Raw genomic sequence first — 16,165 nt, forward strand, 5'->3', positions numbered from 1 at the left:
AACCGGGCTTTTTTTCTTAGTAGAGCAGCGCGTAAAGCTGGCGGCGATACTTCGATGCCAGTGCATCACCCGTGCCCAGCGCGGCAAGGATCTCCTGGAACATCTTACGCGCCTGGCCATCCGCGGCGGCCAGATCTTTTTGCAGATGGCTGAACAGCAGTTCCAGCGCCTCTTCGTTACGCCCCACCTGATGCAGCTGCAACGCCAGCTGGCTTGCCAGCGCAGCATCGGCCGGATTACTGGCAACCTGCTGCTGGAGCTGCTGAATTTCAGGAGTATCCGCCGCCTGTTTCAGCAGTTCAATCTGCGCGACCAGACCCTGATAGCGCGTATCCTGATCCTGAAGCGGGACCGTTTTCAGCACCGCTTCCGCATCTTCTGAGCGGTGCAGGGCAATCTGCGTTTCTGCCAGCAGCAGGCCAATCTGGCTATTCTGATTCGACAGTTGCCAGGCGTCTTTCAACAGTGGCAGGGCTTCGTCGTACTTGCCTTCCTGCATCAGCGCGACGGCTTCCTGAGCCTTAATTTCTTCTTCACGTGGCAGCACTTTATCCAGCAGCGCACGAATAACCTCTTCAGGCTGCGGCCCCTGGAAACCATCGACAGGCTGGCCATTCTGGAACAGATAGACCGTAGGGATTGAGCGCAGGCCAAACTGAGAAGCCACCATCGGCTCGGCGTCGCAATCCAGCTTCGCCAGAATAAACTGACCATTGTATTGCGCGGCCAGGCTTTCCAGTACCGGCGTCAGTTGCAGACAGTGTTGGCTGCGTTCAGACCAGAAGTAGAACAGCACCGGTTTGGTCATCGACTGTTCGAGTGTCTGATGCAGGTTAGCTTCAGTAATGTTTACGATATTCTGTGCGGACATACGTCATTCTCTGTTTATCAGTTTGTTCTTACATGGGGGGCAAGCCGCGTTGCTTCAACTCAACCGTGTAAAATTTTGTCCATCACCCGGCCAGGAAGCAGGCGTTTTAACCAGCCGACGGCATGGGTGACCAGCGTCACCGGATAGCGCATTTTTGGACGATCGCTTTCGAAAGCATGGCGCACTTTGGCGACAACCGCTTCCGGGCCCAGCGTAAAACGTGCGGCAATACCGGGATTTTCGACCGGCTTGTCTGACTGCGTCTGGTTAACGTTGTCGGTAAAGCGGGTACGAATCGGGCCGGGTTCAATCAGGCTCACCTTAATCCCGCTGTGACGCAGCTCCATACGTAATGCGTCAGACCAGGCTTCCAGCGCATACTTACTGGCGGCATAGGCACCGCGGCCGGGGGTAGAAATCAGCCCCATCACGGAAGACGTCATCACGATACGCCCTTCGCCGTGTGGCAGCATAGCGGGGAGCAGACGCATGGTGAGCTGATGCACGCCAAAGAAGTTAGCCGAAAACTGCTGCTCCAGCTGTTCACGGGAGATGGTGGGGAGTGGGCCGTAAACACCGTATCCTGCATTGTTGAAAAGACCGAACAGGCGATTGTTGGTCAGGGCAATGACCTCATCGGCCGCGTGCTCAATACTTTCCGGTGAATCCAGATCCAGCAATACGCCGGTAAAACCCATGCCCTTCATGCGTTCGACATCTTCGGGTTTACGGCAGGCTGCCAGAACCCAAAATCCCTGACGTTTTAATTCGAGGGCACTTTCAAGACCAATACCGCTGGAACATCCTGTTATTAAGACCGATTTTTGCATAACTTTACCTGTCAGGATCTCAGCTGTGTGACGAGTCATGTTTAACTAAAGGGGCCAGTCGTGTTGCCATCCAGTCGGCAATAAACGGCTGAGCATCGTGATTGGGGTGGATACCGTCGTCTTGCATCCATTGGGGTTTCAGATAGACCTCTTCCATGAAAAATGGCAGCAGCGGAATATCAAACTCTTTGGCAAGCTTCGGGTAGATCGCGCTAAAGGCCTCATTATACCGACGACCGTAGTTGGCGGGCAGACGAATTTGCATGAGCAACGGTTTTGCATTCGCGGCCTTTATGTCCTGCAAAATAGTGCGCAGCGTTTGTTCCGTCTGCTGTGGCTGGAAGCCGCGCAATCCGTCATTACCGCCAAGCTCCACCAGCACCCAACGTGGCTGATGTTGTTTGAGAAGGGCAGGCAGACGCGCCAGCCCCTGTTGTGAAGTATCGCCGCTGATGCTGCCATTAATGACCGGTGTTTTTGTCTGCCATTTGTCATTAAGCAGCGCAGGCCACGCAGCGTTAGCGGCCATGCGATAGCCGGCGCTCAGGCTGTCACCCAGTACCAGCAACGTATCTGCCGCTGCCGCGCGGAAGGTCAACAGAATCAAAAACAGGAAGGGCAAATGCCAGCGGAAAACATTGTTGAAGTTCATCGTCTTAAGAAGTCCGTCGGTCAGGGTGAACACGAGCTGTCCATCCTCACCGGAGTTGAACTTGTTGTCAAACGCGCCGAAACCCTGGCGCTGATCGGTGAGTCGGGTTCCGGGAAATCGACGCTACTGGCTATTTTAGCCGGGCTGGATGATGGCAGCAGTGGCGAGGTTAACCTGGTTGGCCAGCCGCTGCACGCGCTTGATGAAGAAGCCCGCGCCGCACTGCGTGCCAGACATGTCGGCTTTGTCTTTCAGTCCTTCATGTTAATTCCCACCCTGAATGCGCTGGAAAACGTAGAGCTTCCTGGCCTGTTACGCGGTGAAAATACCCGCGAGAGCCGTGACCATGCCAAAGCACTGCTGGAACAGCTGGGGCTTGGGAAACGCCTTGACCATCTCCCGGCTCAGCTTTCCGGCGGCGAGCAGCAGCGCGTGGCGTTGGCACGTGCATTTAATGGCCGCCCGGAAGTGCTCTTTGCCGATGAACCTACCGGTAACCTTGACCGCCAGACCGGGGATAAAATTGCCGATCTGCTGTTTTCGCTCAACCGCGAACACGGCACAACGCTGATTCTGGTCACCCACGATCCGCAGCTTGCCGCCCGTTGCGATCGCCGGTTGCGGCTGGTCAACGGTGAACTTCAGGAGGAAGCATGATTGCCCGCTGGTTTTGGCGAGAATGGCGCTCGCCATCGCTGCTGATTGTCTGGCTGGCGTTAAGCCTGGCGGTGGCCTGCGTACTGGCGCTTGGCAGCGTCAGCGATCGCATGGAAAAAGGCTTAAGCCAGCAAAGCCGCGAATTTATGGCCGGCGATCGGGCATTACAAAGCTCACGAGACGTGCCGCCCGCCTGGATTGAAGAAGCCCGTAAGCTGGGGCTGAAAGTGAGCGAGCAGCTCAGCTTCCAGACCATGACGTTTGCCGGGGACACGCCGCAGCTGGCGAGCGTTAAAGCCGTCGATGGTATTTATCCGATGTACGGTGAGCTGCAAACCAATCCGGCGGGGTTAAAACCTGCGCCTGGCACGGTATTGTTAGCCCCGCGACTGATGGCGTTGCTGAACCTGAAAACAGGCGACAGTATTGATGTCGGCGATGCCACCCTGAAAATTGCCGGGGAAGTGGTGCAGGAGCCTGATTCGGGGTTTAACCCTTTCCAGCTTGCCCCACGGTTATTAATGAACACCGCTGATGTGGCAAAAACCAACGCAGTTCAGCCGGGGAGCCGTGTCACCTGGCGCTACAAGTTTGGCGGCACGCCCGCCCAGCTGGACGCATACGAAAAATGGCTCTTGCCGCAGTTAAAACCGGAACACCGCTGGTACGGGCTGGAGCAGGACGAAGGCGCGCTTGGCAAATCGCTTGAGCGTTCACAGCAGTTCCTGTTGCTCTCTGCGCTGCTCACGCTGCTGCTGGCCGTGGCGGCAGTGGCGGTGGCGATGGGGCACTACTGCCGCAGCCGCTATGACCTGGTCGCTATCCTCAAAACTCTTGGGGCGGGCAGGGCGCAATTGCGTAAGCTGATTGTCGGCCAGTGGTTAATGGTACTTGCACTGTCAGCGGTTACCGGCGGCGTAATGGGAGTACTGTTTGAACACGTGCTGATGATGCTGCTTAAACCGGTGCTGCCTGCCGCACTGCCTCCTGCAAGCTTCTGGCCATGGCTCTGGGCCGTGGGTGCGATGGTGGTGATTTCCTTGCTGGTGGGGCTGCGCCCATACCGGCTGCTGCTGGCCACACAGCCACTGCGCGTGCTGCGTCGTGATGTCGTGGCCAACGTCTGGCCGTTGAAATATTACCTTCCTGCGATTGTGGTGGTCGTGGTGGGGCTGCTTGTCTGGCTGATGGGAGGCAGTACCTTGCTCTGGGCCGTGCTGGCGGGAGCAGTGGTGCTGGCGGTACTGTGCGGCGTGCTGGGCTGGATGCTGCTTAACGTACTGAAAGGGTTAACGATAAAATCGCTGTCCGTGCGTCTGGCGGTAAACCGTCTGCTGCGTCAGCCGTGGTCAACGCTGAGCCAGCTCTCTGCATTTTCGCTGTCGTTTATGCTGCTGGCGCTCTTACTGGTGCTGCGCGGCGATCTGCTGGACAGATGGCAGCGGCAGCTCCCGCCTGAAAGCCCGAACTATTTCCTGATCAACATCGCACCTGAGCAGGTCACGCCGATGAAGGCGTTCCTCTCTGAGCATCATATTGTGCCTGAATCCTTCTACCCGATTGTTCGCGCGCGCCTGACGCAAATCAATGGCAAGGTGACGGAGGGCAATCAGGATGAGGCGCTTAACCGTGAACTGAACCTGACCTGGCAGGACAAACGCCCGGATCATAACCCGATCACCGCCGGAACCTGGCCGCCAAAAGCCGGGGAAGTGTCGATGGAAGAGGGGCTGGCGAAACGCCTGAACATCGGGCTGGGAGATAAGGTCACCTTTACCGGTGACACGCAGGACTTCAGCGCTACGGTCACCAGCCTGCGCAAGGTTGACTGGGAAAGTCTGCGGCCGAATTTCTTCTTTATCTTCCCCGCGGGCGCACTGGACGGGCAACCGCAGAGCTGGCTGACCAGTTTCCGCTGGGAGAACGGCAACGGTATGCTGACCCAGCTGAACCGTGAGTTCCCGACTGTGAGCCTGCTGGATATTGGCGCGATCCTGAAACAAGTGGGACAAGTGCTGGAGCAAGTGAGCCGCGCCCTTGAAGTGATGGTGGTGCTGGTGACGCTCTGCGGTGTGCTGTTGTTGCTGGCTCAGGTGCAGGTCGGGATGCGCCAGCGCCATCAGGAACTGGTGGTGTATCGTACGCTGGGGGCCGGGAAACGTCTGCTGCGCACTACCCTGTGGTGCGAGTTTGCCCTGCTGGGACTGGTGGCGGGCCTGGTGGCTGCCATTGGCGCTGAAACGGCGCTGGCGGTGCTCCAGACCCGGGTCTTTGACTTCCCGTGGGAGCCAGACTGGCGGTTGTGGATCACGCTGCCTGTTTGCGGTGCGGTGCTGTTGTCGCTGTGCGGCGGCTGGCTCGGTACGCGGCTGTTAAAAGGCAAAGCGCTGTTCCGTCAGTTTGTCAGTTAGTTGAGTTCCGTGATGATTACGTACCGGTTTATATGCTGGTACGTAATCATTTAGTAGCACAAATCGATAATACCCATCATTTTAGTAGCACAAATCATTAAAAAACCGCCCACACAGCCCTATATTTTCCAGTTAATATTCACCTGCTAAATATTTAGCAGCGTGTCTATCAAGGAAAAATAATGACTATAAAAAAAACAGCGCTGGCGGCAACGATCGGCGCGGCAGTGGCATTGACGTCTTTCGCAACTCAGGCGGAAATCACTGTTCTGAAACAAGATCCACAGGCGGGCGATCCGCTGAGCCGTCTTAACTTCACCGTTGGCGGCAGTATCCGTCCTCAGTTCAACATGATGACTGGCGACGGCGATAAAGGTTCCTACAAACGTAATGGCTTCGACGGCGGCACCCGTTTCCGTTTCGCAGCAGATTACTATCTGTTTGATGACATCAGCTGGGTAAGCTACTACGAGCTGGGTGTGAACATTCCTGCGCTGTTCGACTGGGACAACCACTACGCAGAAGGTGCAAACAACACCTCTCGCCGTATGCTGTATACCGGTCTGAAGAGCAACACCTGGGGTACGCTGACCTTCGGTCAACAGAACAGCGTTTACTATGATGTGGTTGGCGCGAAAACCGATATCTGGGACTACGACATGATCGGCCAGGCACCAGGTAACGGTATCAACGGCGATTACGACGGTTCTTATCGTTCACGCAAAATGCTGAAATATAAGAAAACCGTGGGCGATGCTGATATCTATGCATCTTACCTGTTCGAAGACGGTGAATACCTGCCAGGCAACGGCCTGCGTTACAAACGTAAAGGCGGCGGCTCACTGGGTCTGGATTATCACCTGACCAAAGATCTGAGCTGGGGTACGGCGTGGAACTACACCCGCGCGGAAATGCGTAACCCGGAAAACAGCGACAGCAAAACCTACGATCAGAACATCCTGGGTACGGCGCTGAGCTGGACGCCTGACAACTGGACCTTCTCCGCGGGCGGCGGCTGGTACCAGAACTTCATGACCACCAAAAAAGTATCAACCAACAATTACTTTGCCGGTGACGCATGGGGTATCGAGTACTTCGCGGGCTACAAATTCCCAATCGGTCAGTATGCGGTTAAATCCATCCAGCCTTACTTCATGGGCGATCGCATCGAATACGTGAATGGTCGTAACTACCAGCGTATCGACAACGGCGTGGGTATCAGCTTCCAGCTGGATTACGGTTTCCGTGTTGACTACGAACACGTATTCACCTCCAGCACCGACGATCTGGGCGATATGAACCTGGTGCGTCTGCGTTACGACTTCTAAGTCGTCTGTTTCCCCGGTGGCGCTGCGCTTACCGGGGCTACAAAAGCAATCGTAGGCCGGGTAAGGCGCAGCCGCCACCCGGCTTGTTTTTCAGCACAAAAGCCACTCGGCAACGTCTTCAAACTTCCCGCGATACACAATCTTCTCTGCTTTTTTCTCCAACTGATAGCTGTACATCGGGTCGTAATAATCGTTAAGCAGGGGCGCAAGCCAGCTAAAGTGCGCTTCGGTGCTGCCGGAACGCTGCTGTTCCAGAAGTGCGCTATCTAATAACGCGGTAAATTCAGCAAAGCGCTGTAGCCCAAGACGGCGGCGAATGGCAAACAACCCGTGGTGCAGATACTCGCTGTACTCCTTCCAGCCTGCCTCTTCCCCATACGCGGCAGAAAAATCGGCCCACATATGGTCGAAATACTCTTCGCGCAGGCGCTCAAGGCGAATGTCGAACGGGTCATCGACCACCACAATTGACGACTGAACCATGCGATCGCGCAGGCACTCCGGGAGGTGGTTGGAGCCAATCATGCGGCCTTCGTCTTCCAGCACCCAGCGTGCGGCATCTTTTTTTAACAGCTCAATCGCCAGCTGGTTTTCGAAACTCGCCTGTGAAAGCTGCGGCTGGAGCGTGCGGCCAAACGATGAACCTCGATGATGCGCCAGCCCTTCCAGATCAACCCCCTGCGCGTGTTGCTTCACCAGCAGAGTTTTACCGCTGCCGGTACAGCCGCCAATCAACACCATCGGTTTTTGCACCTGCTCAATAGTGGCCTGAATGGCTGCCTGACGCAGCATCTTATAGCCGCCCTTCACCAGTGGATAATCAACGGCGGCCTCTTTCAGCCAGGCCTGGGCGATATGCGAGCGCTGTCCGCCACGCGCGCAGCAGAAATAGCCGTTGGGGTTTGCCAGGCTTGCTTCGCGCCAGGCCTGAATGCGTGCCTCGCGTGTGTCGCCTTTCACCAGGCTATGACCGAGCGCCAGTGCGGCTTCAGGCCCCTGGCGTTTATAGCAGGTGCCAACGGCGGCACGTTCGTCGTCGTTCATCAATGGCAGGTTGATTGCGGCGGGCATCGCGCCCTGTGCGAATTCGATCGGCGCGCGAACGTCGATTAAAGGGGTATCAGACGCGAGGATCGCGCGATAGTCCGTTCCATCGTTCATGGTGATTCCAGAAGAAAACTAAGCAGTAATGATGGGCGGGATTTTACGCCGGGGACGTTGAAGATCAACTCCCCGGCGGGGGAGACTTACGCGAGTTTCGACTGTGCCCAGACAATCCCGCTGGCGTACTCTGGCGGCAGCAGCGGAATAATGGCTTCAAGCGTCGCGCTCAGACGGCCTTCATCAGTATCGTTCAGGTTAAGGTGACCCACCTTACGCCCCGGACGCACCTCTTTGTCGTACCAGTGCAGATGTACCAGCGGTAGCTTCAGCCAGTCGTAGTTCAGATCGGTACCGATCAGGTTGATCATTACCGACGGACTGTTCACTACCGGCTGCGGCAGCGGCAGGTCAGTAATGGCACGCAGGTGCAGCTCAAACTGGCTGATGGATGCGCCGTTTTGCGTCCAGTGTCCGCTGTTGTGCACGCGCGGTGCCAGTTCGTTGATCAGCAGCCCGGCAGGGGTGACAAAGCACTCCATCGCCATCACGCCCACATAACCCAGCTCATGCATGATGGCTGAGAGCATATCTTCTGCCTGTGCCTGCTGTGCGGCATTCGCCTGTGGGAAGGCGACGCTGGTGCGCAGAATGCCATCCTGGTGCAGGTTGTGGGTCAGCGGATAAAACACGGTGCTGCCATCGTGTGCACGCGCGCCAACCAGCGAGACTTCGCCGCTAAAGTTGATGCCCTGCTCAACAATGCACTCGCCGTAGCAATCGTCCGGCAGTTCGGCGGTTTCGCTGGCACGTAAGCGCCACTGCCCGCGACCGTCGTAGCCGCCCACGCGACGCTTCACAATCGCCAGTTCGCCAAGCATGGCAAACACATCGTTCCATTCGCTTTTATCGGACAGCAGTTGCCACGGCGCGGTCGCCAGACCAAGCTTGTCGAACAGCTGTTTTTGGGTCAGGCGGTCGGCAATGACTGGAAACACGTCGCGGTTAACAAAAGCGTTATGACGCGCCAGCTCACGGGTCAGGGCTGTTTCCGGCCAGCGTTCGATCTCGGCGGTGATCACGCTCTGATGAAAAGGCACGGCTTCCGGTTCGGCATCCAGCCCGACGGGCCAGACGGAAATCCCCAGCGGTTCGCCGGCCTGGCGCAGCATCCGGCCTAGCTGACCGTTACCGAGAACGCAAACCTGTTTCATGCCGCACCCCGCGGATCCGGGTTATCCAGCACTTCGTCGGTCTGGGCTTTACGCCACTCAGCCAGACGCTGATGCAGGGCTTTATCGTGAGTCGCCAGAATCTGTGCGGCCAGCAGCGCAGCGTTTGCCGCACCGGCTTTGCCAATCGCCAGCGTACCCACCGGAATACCGCGTGGCATCTGAACAATAGAGTAAAGGCTGTCAACGCCGCTTAATGCTGCGCTTTGTACCGGAACACCTAATACTGGCACCAGCGTTTTTGCGGCAATCATGCCTGGCAGATGTGCTGCGCCGCCCGCACCGGCAATGATCACCTCGTAACCGTTCTCTTCAGCGCTTTCGGCAAAGCTGAACAGTTTATCGGGGGTACGGTGTGCGGAAACCACTTCAACGTGGTGCGGAACATTCAGGATTTCGAAGATTTCGGCGGTGAACTGCATGGTAGCCCAGTCGCTTTTGGACCCCATCACGATGGCGACACGCGCCGGATTATTGCGGGAAGACATGCGTCTTAAAACTCCTGTGGTGCGAAACACACTGCTTTCGAGGGCACAGAGAATAGCATGTAATACGGGCAAGGAAAACGGTTGCGCGGCTAAAACTTGAGCCGTTGTGGCCACCCGCGCATAACAAAACAGACCGCATCTGGCGGTCTGTTTAGCGAAAATTTCTGGCGATTTTTACAGGAGATTTCCTGCTGTCAGGTTTTCTTTATCGAATGCATGGCCGACATCAATATGATTTTCCATGCTGGTGTCGATATTCGAACCTGCTTCTGGGGTGGAGAAGCGATTCTCCGCCGCCATCGCGCCAGTGGACAGGACAGCGGCCAGCAGCAGGGTGCTCATGATGCTGATTGTTTTCATTCTTCGTTCCTTGCTCATCGTATTGTCGCTGTCGCTTGTCTGTTTACTGGCGGCACGGCAATCAGGGGTCTTATTTAGTCAGTTCTGCAGTCATGTGAACGCGGTTGTTGAACTGTGCGCTGGTGATTTTGTATGACGCACCCTGTTCAGCAGCCTGTGCGGCAATTTTGGCTTCTGCGCGGTCAATGGTGGAGGCGGTAGCACTGACGCTCTGAGCGAAAGAACCGAAAGAAATCAGAGAAAGAGCGGCAACTGCAACGAAAGTTTTGATGGATTTCATGGTCGTATTCCTTAAGTGTTTTGTCTGTAGTAGGGCGTGCTGCCCTGATGTGATAAATAATAGACCGACCAAGGATTGATTAAAATCGAAACAATTTGCCGATATCATTCAAAAAAACTGAATGCATTTGATCATTTAGTGCGGTGGGGTATCAGAAAGGAAATGCGATCAATTCCACGCTCTCGGGCGTGACTTTAACCATTGAGCCTTCGCTGTGCCAGGCACCCAGCACGATGCGATGCGCGGGTTCGCCGTTGGTGGTAAGCGAATGGACGTCCGGGCGATGGGTATGACCGTGGATCAGCCATTGCACTCGGTGTTTTTCCATCACATCGATAACCGCCTGTGGGTTAACGTCCATGATGGTCATTGATTTGCTGCTGTTGGCGGCTTTACTGCCTGCGCGCATTTTCGCGGCAATGCGATTGCGGATAAACAGCGGCAGTGCCAGGAACAGCGTCTGGATCCACGGGGTGTGGACTTTGGCGCGAAACGCCTGGTAGCCGGTATCGTCGGTGCAGAGCGTATCGCCGTGCATGATCAACACCTTGCGGCCATACAGGTCGAGTACCTGTTCTTCCGGCAGTAATGTCATACCGCTTTCACGGGCATAACGTTTGCCGAGCAGGAAATCACGGTTGCCGTGGATGAAGTAGCAGGGGACCCCGGAATCAACCAGCGCCTTAATGGCGGCGGCAATGTCGTGGTGCAGCGGGTTGGGATCGTCGTCGCCAATCCAGGCTTCAAACAGGTCGCCCAGAATGTAAAGCGCATCGGCGCTTTTGGCTTCACCGCGTAAAAAACGCAGAAAACCGGCGGTGATCGCCGGTTCTTCTGTTTGCAGGTGTAAATCTGCAATAAAGAGTGTCGCCACGAATTACTCGCTGACGGTCACGCTTGTAATCACAACGTCTTCTTTAGGAACGTCCTGGTGCATACCGCTGCGGCCAGTAGAAACGCCTTTGATCTTGTCAACAACGTCCATACCTTCAACCACTTCTGCGAATACGCAGTAGCCCCAGCCTTGCAGGCTTTCGCCAGAGAAGTTCAGGAAGTCGTTGTCAGCTACGTTGATGAAGAACTGCGCGGTTGCTGAGTGTGGAGCCTGAGTACGGGCCATTGCCAGCGTACCACGGGTGTTTTTCAGACCGTTGTTTGCTTCGTTTTTGATCGCTTCTTTAGTTTCTTTCTGGTTCATACCAGGTTCGAAACCGCCGCCCTGGATCATAAAGCCGTTGATCACACGGTGGAAGATGGTGTTGTTGTAGAAACCTTCGCGGCAGTAGTCCAGGAAGTTTTTAACTGTTTCAGGCGCTTTGTCATCAAAAGTCTTGATTACGATATCGCCATGATTAGTGTGGAAAGTAACCATTTTTGCATCCTGTTCCGTTATTGTGGTGCGTCAACCCGTGTTCGGGTCACATATAGGGGCTTGTTATAGCATAACCACAGGATGCGATCACCTTGCATTGTGTGCTGCTTCGGGTTTGAATTACGGGTAGAATACCCGGTTTTCGTCCACACACGTGTTTACATGGAATCTTCGATGTTAAAAATCTTTAATACAATGACGCGCCAAAAAGAGGAATTTAAACCTATCCATGCCGGGGAAGTCGGCATGTACGTGTGTGGTATTACGGTTTACGATCTCTGTCACATCGGCCATGGCCGCACTTTTGTTGCTTTTGACGTGGTTTCTCGTTACCTGCGCTTCCTGGGCTATAACCTGAAGTATGTGCGTAACATCACCGACATCGACGACAAAATCATTAAACGCGCTAATGAAAACGGCGAGAGCTTTGTCGCGCTGGTGGATCGTATGATCGTTGAAATGCACAAAGACTTTGATGCATTAAATATTCAGCGCCCGGACAGCGAGCCGCGTGCGACCCACCATATTCATGAAATTATCGATATCACTGAGAAGCTGATCGAACGGGGTCACGCCTATGTGGCGGATAACGGCGACGTGATGTTCTCTGTGCCAACCGATCCGGCTTACGGCAAATTGTCCCGTCAGGATCTGGATCAGTTGCAGGCCGGTGCGCGCGTTGACGTCGTCGACGTGAAGCGTAACCCGATGGACTTTGTCCTGTGGAAGATGTCCAAAGAGGGTGAGCCAAGCTGGCCATCCCCGTGGGGTGAAGGCCGTCCTGGCTGGCACATCGAGTGTTCCGCGATGAACTGCAAACAGCTGGGCAACCATTTCGATATCCACGGCGGCGGCTCTGACCTGATGTTCCCGCACCACGAAAACGAAATTGCGCAGTCTACCTGTGCGCACGGCGGCGAGTACGTTAACTACTGGATGCACTCCGGGATGGTGATGGTTGACCGCGAGAAGATGTCGAAATCGCTCGGCAATTTCTTCACCGTGCGTGACGTACTGAAGTATTACGATGCAGAAACCGTGCGTTACTTCCTGATGTCCGGCCATTATCGCAGCCAGCTGAACTACAGCGAAGAGAACCTGAAACAGGCCCGCTCTGCGCTGGAGCGCCTGTATACCGCACTGCGCGGTACCGACAAATCGGTGGCAGCCGCCGGTGGCGAAGCCTTTGAAGCGCGTTTTGTTGAAGTGATGAACGACGACTTCAACACTCCGGAAGCCTACTCCGTGCTGTTCGATATGGCGCGTGAAGTGAACCGCCTGAAATCAGAAGATATGGCAGCGGCCAATGCGCTGGCGTCCCATCTGCGTAAGCTCTCTTCGGTACTCGGTCTGCTGGAGCAGGAGCCTGATGTATTCCTGCAAAGCGGTGCACAGGCAGACGATGGAGAAGTGGCAGAGATTGAAGCGTTGATCAAAGCACGTCTTGAAGCGCGTCAGGCGAAAGACTGGGCGGCGGCAGATGCGGCGCGTAACCGTCTGACCGAGATGGGTATCATTCTTGAAGATGGCGCGCAGGGTACCACGTGGCGTCGTAAGTAAGTCTGTACGCCCGGTGGCGCTGACGCTTACCGGGCCTACAACATCATGACCATAGGCCGGGTAAGGCGTAGCCGCCACCCGGCTTTTTTACGCCGATTCCCTCGCAATAAGCTGCCCGGAGAGGGTGATCCGCTGGGTTTGCAGTTCCGGCTCTTTCAGCTTGCGAATAATCAGCCCGGCGGCCTGACGCCCGGTTTCCTCGCTGGCTGACGACACGTAGGTGAAGGACGGCGAGGTGAGATTGACGTGCAGCATATCCTCAAAACCCACCAGCGCGACCTGCTGGGTTAAAAACACATCTTTCCCGACGGTGCGGCCAACATGATGAATGCCGGAAATCGAGCCGATCATGGCATCGGGAGAGTGGCAGAGCAGGGCGGTAATGGTGTTGTTCTTCTCAAGAAGCTGGCGGGTGACAAAACTGGCCGCCTGGGTGTCGTCGCTACAGGCGGGAGCGGACTCTTCGCGATTCACCAGGCCGTACTGGGCCATTGCGCTGCGAAATCCCAGCAAACGCTGCTCCCGGATAAGGCAACCTTCACGCCCGCCAATATAGGCAATATTGCGATGTCCACGCTCGATAAGATAGCGTGTGGCGAGGTTAGCCGCCTGGCGGTTATCACGCATCACCAGATTGCAGGGCTCATTTAACAGCGACTGGGACACCACAACCAGCGGTAACGGGCAATCACGGATCTGAGGGGGCAAGGTCGACGTGCGAGTATCCGACGCCAGGTAAATAACACCGGCAACACCCTGTTGTTTAAACGAAAGCAGGCTGCGTTCCAGATGTTCATGATCGTTGAGCGGCTGGCCAAGAAAAACCATGTATCCCTGTTTTTCCAGCTCCTGAACAATGCTCGCCATCACTTTGATGGAAAAACTGTCGCTGAAATCACGCAGGATCAGGCCAATAAGGTTGGAGGTGTTGGCGCGAAGATTGGCTGCGGCCGTGTTGTGCACATAGCCAAGCGTATTGATGGCAGCATGGACTTTCTCAATGGTGGCTTCTGAGATTTTCCCTTTCTGGCGCAATACCAGAGAGACGGTTGAAACCGAGACACCCGCCTGTTTTGCGACATCAATGATGCTGACTTTCTTCAAAACCGCTCCCTGAAATTTACCGATTATCAGCCAGATACAACAATGCGTCTCCCAGACTACAGGAGACGCGTCGTGCAGGCATCTTATTATTTGCCGATCATCGTGGACATGGTCTGGGCAATAAACTGTGCTCTGGCACCGAAAATCACCTGAATACCGTTGTCGCCCACGAAGACGACGCCGCGAGCCCCCAGTCCGTTAAGACCGTCTTTATCCACGTCATCACTTTTTGACACTTCCAGACGCAGACGGGTAATGCAGGAACCGACAGAATCGATGTTCTGTGCGCCGCCCAGCAGGCTGATGATTTCTGTTGCCAGTTCGGTGTCGGTTTTATCATTCGCGTTGGCGGTCACTTCAGTACGACCCGGTGTTTTCACGTCGAAACGACGGATAACAAAGCGGAACGTGAAGTAGTAAATCAGCGCCATCGGAATGCCAATGATGATGGCGCTCAGGAAGTTGGTCTGATAGCCGTTAAACGATGGCAGGATCCCAAAGGACAGGTAATCGATAAAGCCCGCAGAGAAGGACTTGGCGATATGCGCATGTAACAGGTACATCGTCATATAGGCCAGGCCCGCCATGATGGCGTTAAAGACATACAGAATCGGTGCCACAAAGATAAAGGTGAATTCAACCGGCTCGGTGATCCCTGTCAGGAAGCAGGTCAGCGCCGCAGAGAACAAAATACCGGCAGCAATTTTTTTATTTTTGGTGTGAGCTTCGTGATACATCGCCAGACATGCCGCAGGCAGTGCGAACAGCATCAGCGGGAACTCACCCTGCATGAATTTACCGGCGTTCTGGTAGGTATCGCTGCTGAAGGATTTCACCCCTTCTTCCAGCATCTTGAACCAGATGGTCTGGTCGCCGTGGATAACCTGGCCCGCCTGGGTGGTGTAATCCCCGAACGAGTACCAGAAGGACGGATACCAGATGTGGTGCAGGCCGAGCGGGATCAGTGCGCGTTCCACCAGACCAAAGATAAAGGTCGAGGCCGCCTGATTATCGCCGTTCACAACAACAGAGAGCGCATCAATACCGGACTGAATATGCTGCCAGACATACGGCAGCAGCAGGCCGAGTACAAACGACAGGAATGCCGTCGCAATTGCCACGAAACGTTTACCGGAGAAGAAGCCGAGGAATTCCGGCAGCTGCATGGTATGGAAACGGTTGTAACACCACGCGGCGAGAATACCGCAGATAAGTCCGCCGAATACGCCCATTTGCAGCGTCGGAATACCCACAACCATAGCGTATTTCCCGCCCTGGGAGGCCATTTCCGGCGTGATACTCAGCACCGTGCTGATGGTGATGTTGGTGACAAACACCGACACCGCCGCCGACAGCGCCGCAATACCGGATTCCGATGCCAGACCCACGGCGGAGCCAATGGCGAACAGCATCGGCAGGTTATCAAAAATAACGCCGCCAGCGTTCATCATCAGCGGCAGGTGGAATTTATCCCCGAAGGCCAGTAACAGACCTGCGGCAGGAAGCAGTGAAATTGGCAGCATTAATGCGCGACCAATCATCGATAACTTTGACAGCGATTTAACAAACCCTGATATCAGACTCATGCTGATCTTCCCCCGAGTAGCGCCTTTTTTGGCGCTGTTATTGTAAGTAGAACGTTTTAGTAGAACGTTCTACTTATCGTGATGAAAGCATGAATTTCGTGCAACTTAAATTTCACATTCCAACAGAGGAAATAGTGATTTTTTGAAGTTGATCGATAATTAACCGTGATAGATGTGGGGGATTTTTATCCCCTCTCCCTGTGGGAGAGGATTCCCCAGTAATGTTTGTCTTTATTCAGCGATGACATTACGCCATTGAAATAAAAGACTACTAGCGACTCCATGGTCCGGCTGAAAATCGCCGAAGCGTTTCCTGTAGGCCGGGGCGAGGCG

Annotated in this window: 16 protein-coding genes; 4 read left to right on the plus strand and 12 right to left on the minus strand. The window is 55.1% G+C overall.

Features of this window, described 5'->3' with window-relative positions:
• Positions 1-16 precede the first annotated feature (16 nt).
• Genes M987_RS10975 through tesA form a run of 3 tightly spaced genes read right to left on the minus strand, consistent with a single transcriptional unit; the run spans position 17 to position 2,353 of the window.
• Positions 17-871, minus strand: a complete 855-nt coding sequence (locus tag M987_RS10975) for a thioredoxin family protein (RefSeq protein WP_014069184.1) — start codon at positions 869-871, stop codon at positions 17-19.
• A gap of 59 nt (positions 872-930) precedes the next feature.
• On the minus strand, positions 931-1,740 hold the full coding sequence (locus tag M987_RS10980) for an SDR family oxidoreductase (protein WP_176408567.1): 810 nt from the start codon (positions 1,738-1,740) through the stop codon (positions 931-933).
• Positions 1,721-2,353 carry a multifunctional acyl-CoA thioesterase I/protease I/lysophospholipase L1 gene (gene tesA / locus M987_RS10985; RefSeq protein WP_041162005.1) on the minus strand — a complete coding sequence of 211 codons (633 nt, stop codon included), beginning with the start codon at positions 2,351-2,353 and terminating at the stop codon, positions 1,721-1,723. Before tesA ends, M987_RS10980 begins: the two co-directional genes overlap by 20 nt.
• On the opposite strand from tesA, the gene ybbA reads away from it, so the two are divergent.
• From ybbA to M987_RS11000, 3 genes are all read left to right on the plus strand, one after another.
• The gene (ybbA, locus tag M987_RS10990; RefSeq protein WP_014069187.1) at positions 2,324-3,010 is read left to right on the plus strand and encodes a putative ABC transporter ATP-binding protein YbbA; all 687 of its coding nucleotides are present in this window, start codon (positions 2,324-2,326) and stop codon (positions 3,008-3,010) included. The two genes, tesA and ybbA, sit on opposite strands and share 30 nt — an antisense overlap.
• Positions 3,007-5,421 (plus strand): putative ABC transporter permease subunit YbbP, encoded by a 2,415-nt coding sequence (gene ybbP, locus M987_RS10995; RefSeq protein WP_014069188.1) that lies wholly within the window; start codon positions 3,007-3,009, stop codon positions 5,419-5,421. The genes ybbA and ybbP overlap by 4 nt, the downstream gene beginning before the upstream one ends.
• A gap of 182 nt (positions 5,422-5,603) precedes the next feature.
• Positions 5,604-6,749, plus strand: coding sequence for a porin (locus M987_RS11000; RefSeq protein ID WP_014069189.1), 1,146 nt, complete (start codon positions 5,604-5,606; stop codon positions 6,747-6,749).
• A gap of 90 nt (positions 6,750-6,839) precedes the next feature.
• Here the strand turns inward: M987_RS11000 and mnmH are convergent, their stop codons facing one another.
• The 7 genes from mnmH to ppiB all read right to left on the minus strand — a co-directional run bounded on the left by mnmH (position 6,840) and on the right by ppiB (position 11,582).
• A complete protein-coding gene (mnmH, locus tag M987_RS11005) occupies positions 6,840-7,910 on the minus strand; it encodes a tRNA 2-selenouridine(34) synthase MnmH (RefSeq protein WP_014069190.1) in 1,071 nt (356 codons plus the stop codon).
• Between the two features lie 86 nt (positions 7,911-7,996).
• Positions 7,997-9,064, minus strand: a complete 1,068-nt coding sequence (purK, locus tag M987_RS11010; protein WP_014069191.1) for a 5-(carboxyamino)imidazole ribonucleotide synthase — start codon at positions 9,062-9,064, stop codon at positions 7,997-7,999.
• Complete coding sequence (purE, locus tag M987_RS11015) at positions 9,061-9,570, minus strand: 5-(carboxyamino)imidazole ribonucleotide mutase (RefSeq protein ID WP_014069192.1); 510 nt, start codon at positions 9,568-9,570, stop codon at positions 9,061-9,063. Before purE ends, purK begins: the two co-directional genes overlap by 4 nt.
• A gap of 174 nt (positions 9,571-9,744) precedes the next feature.
• Positions 9,745-9,930: a hypothetical protein gene (locus M987_RS11020; RefSeq protein ID WP_014069193.1), complete on the minus strand. Its 186-nt coding sequence runs from the start codon at positions 9,928-9,930 to the stop codon at positions 9,745-9,747.
• 70 nt (positions 9,931-10,000) lie between these two features.
• Entirely contained in the window at positions 10,001-10,210 is a 210-nt protein-coding gene (locus tag M987_RS11025) for a YdgH/BhsA/McbA-like domain containing protein (RefSeq protein ID WP_014069194.1), read from the minus strand.
• A gap of 151 nt (positions 10,211-10,361) precedes the next feature.
• On the minus strand, positions 10,362-11,084 hold the full coding sequence (gene lpxH, locus M987_RS11030; protein WP_014069195.1) for a UDP-2,3-diacylglucosamine diphosphatase: 723 nt from the start codon (positions 11,082-11,084) through the stop codon (positions 10,362-10,364).
• 3 nt (positions 11,085-11,087) lie between these two features.
• Complete coding sequence (gene ppiB, locus M987_RS11035) at positions 11,088-11,582, minus strand: peptidylprolyl isomerase B (RefSeq protein WP_014069196.1); 495 nt, start codon at positions 11,580-11,582, stop codon at positions 11,088-11,090.
• A 174-nt stretch (positions 11,583-11,756) separates the two neighbouring features.
• Between ppiB and cysS the strand changes: the two genes are divergently transcribed.
• The gene (gene cysS / locus M987_RS11040; RefSeq protein ID WP_014069197.1) at positions 11,757-13,142 is read left to right on the plus strand and encodes a cysteine--tRNA ligase; all 1,386 of its coding nucleotides are present in this window, start codon (positions 11,757-11,759) and stop codon (positions 13,140-13,142) included.
• A gap of 87 nt (positions 13,143-13,229) precedes the next feature.
• Here cysS and malI read toward each other — a convergent pair whose 3' ends face one another.
• Positions 13,230-14,246 carry a Mal regulon transcriptional regulator MalI gene (gene malI / locus M987_RS11045; RefSeq protein WP_014069198.1) on the minus strand — a complete coding sequence of 339 codons (1,017 nt, stop codon included), beginning with the start codon at positions 14,244-14,246 and terminating at the stop codon, positions 13,230-13,232.
• Between the two features lie 86 nt (positions 14,247-14,332).
• On the minus strand, positions 14,333-15,832 hold the full coding sequence (locus tag M987_RS11050) for a PTS transporter subunit EIIC (RefSeq protein ID WP_064555856.1): 1,500 nt from the start codon (positions 15,830-15,832) through the stop codon (positions 14,333-14,335).
• Positions 15,833-16,165 lie beyond the last annotated feature (333 nt).

It is taken from the genome of Enterobacter soli ATCC BAA-2102 (assembly GCF_001654845.1).
Classification (GTDB): Bacteria; Pseudomonadota; Gammaproteobacteria; order Enterobacterales; family Enterobacteriaceae; genus Enterobacter; species Enterobacter soli.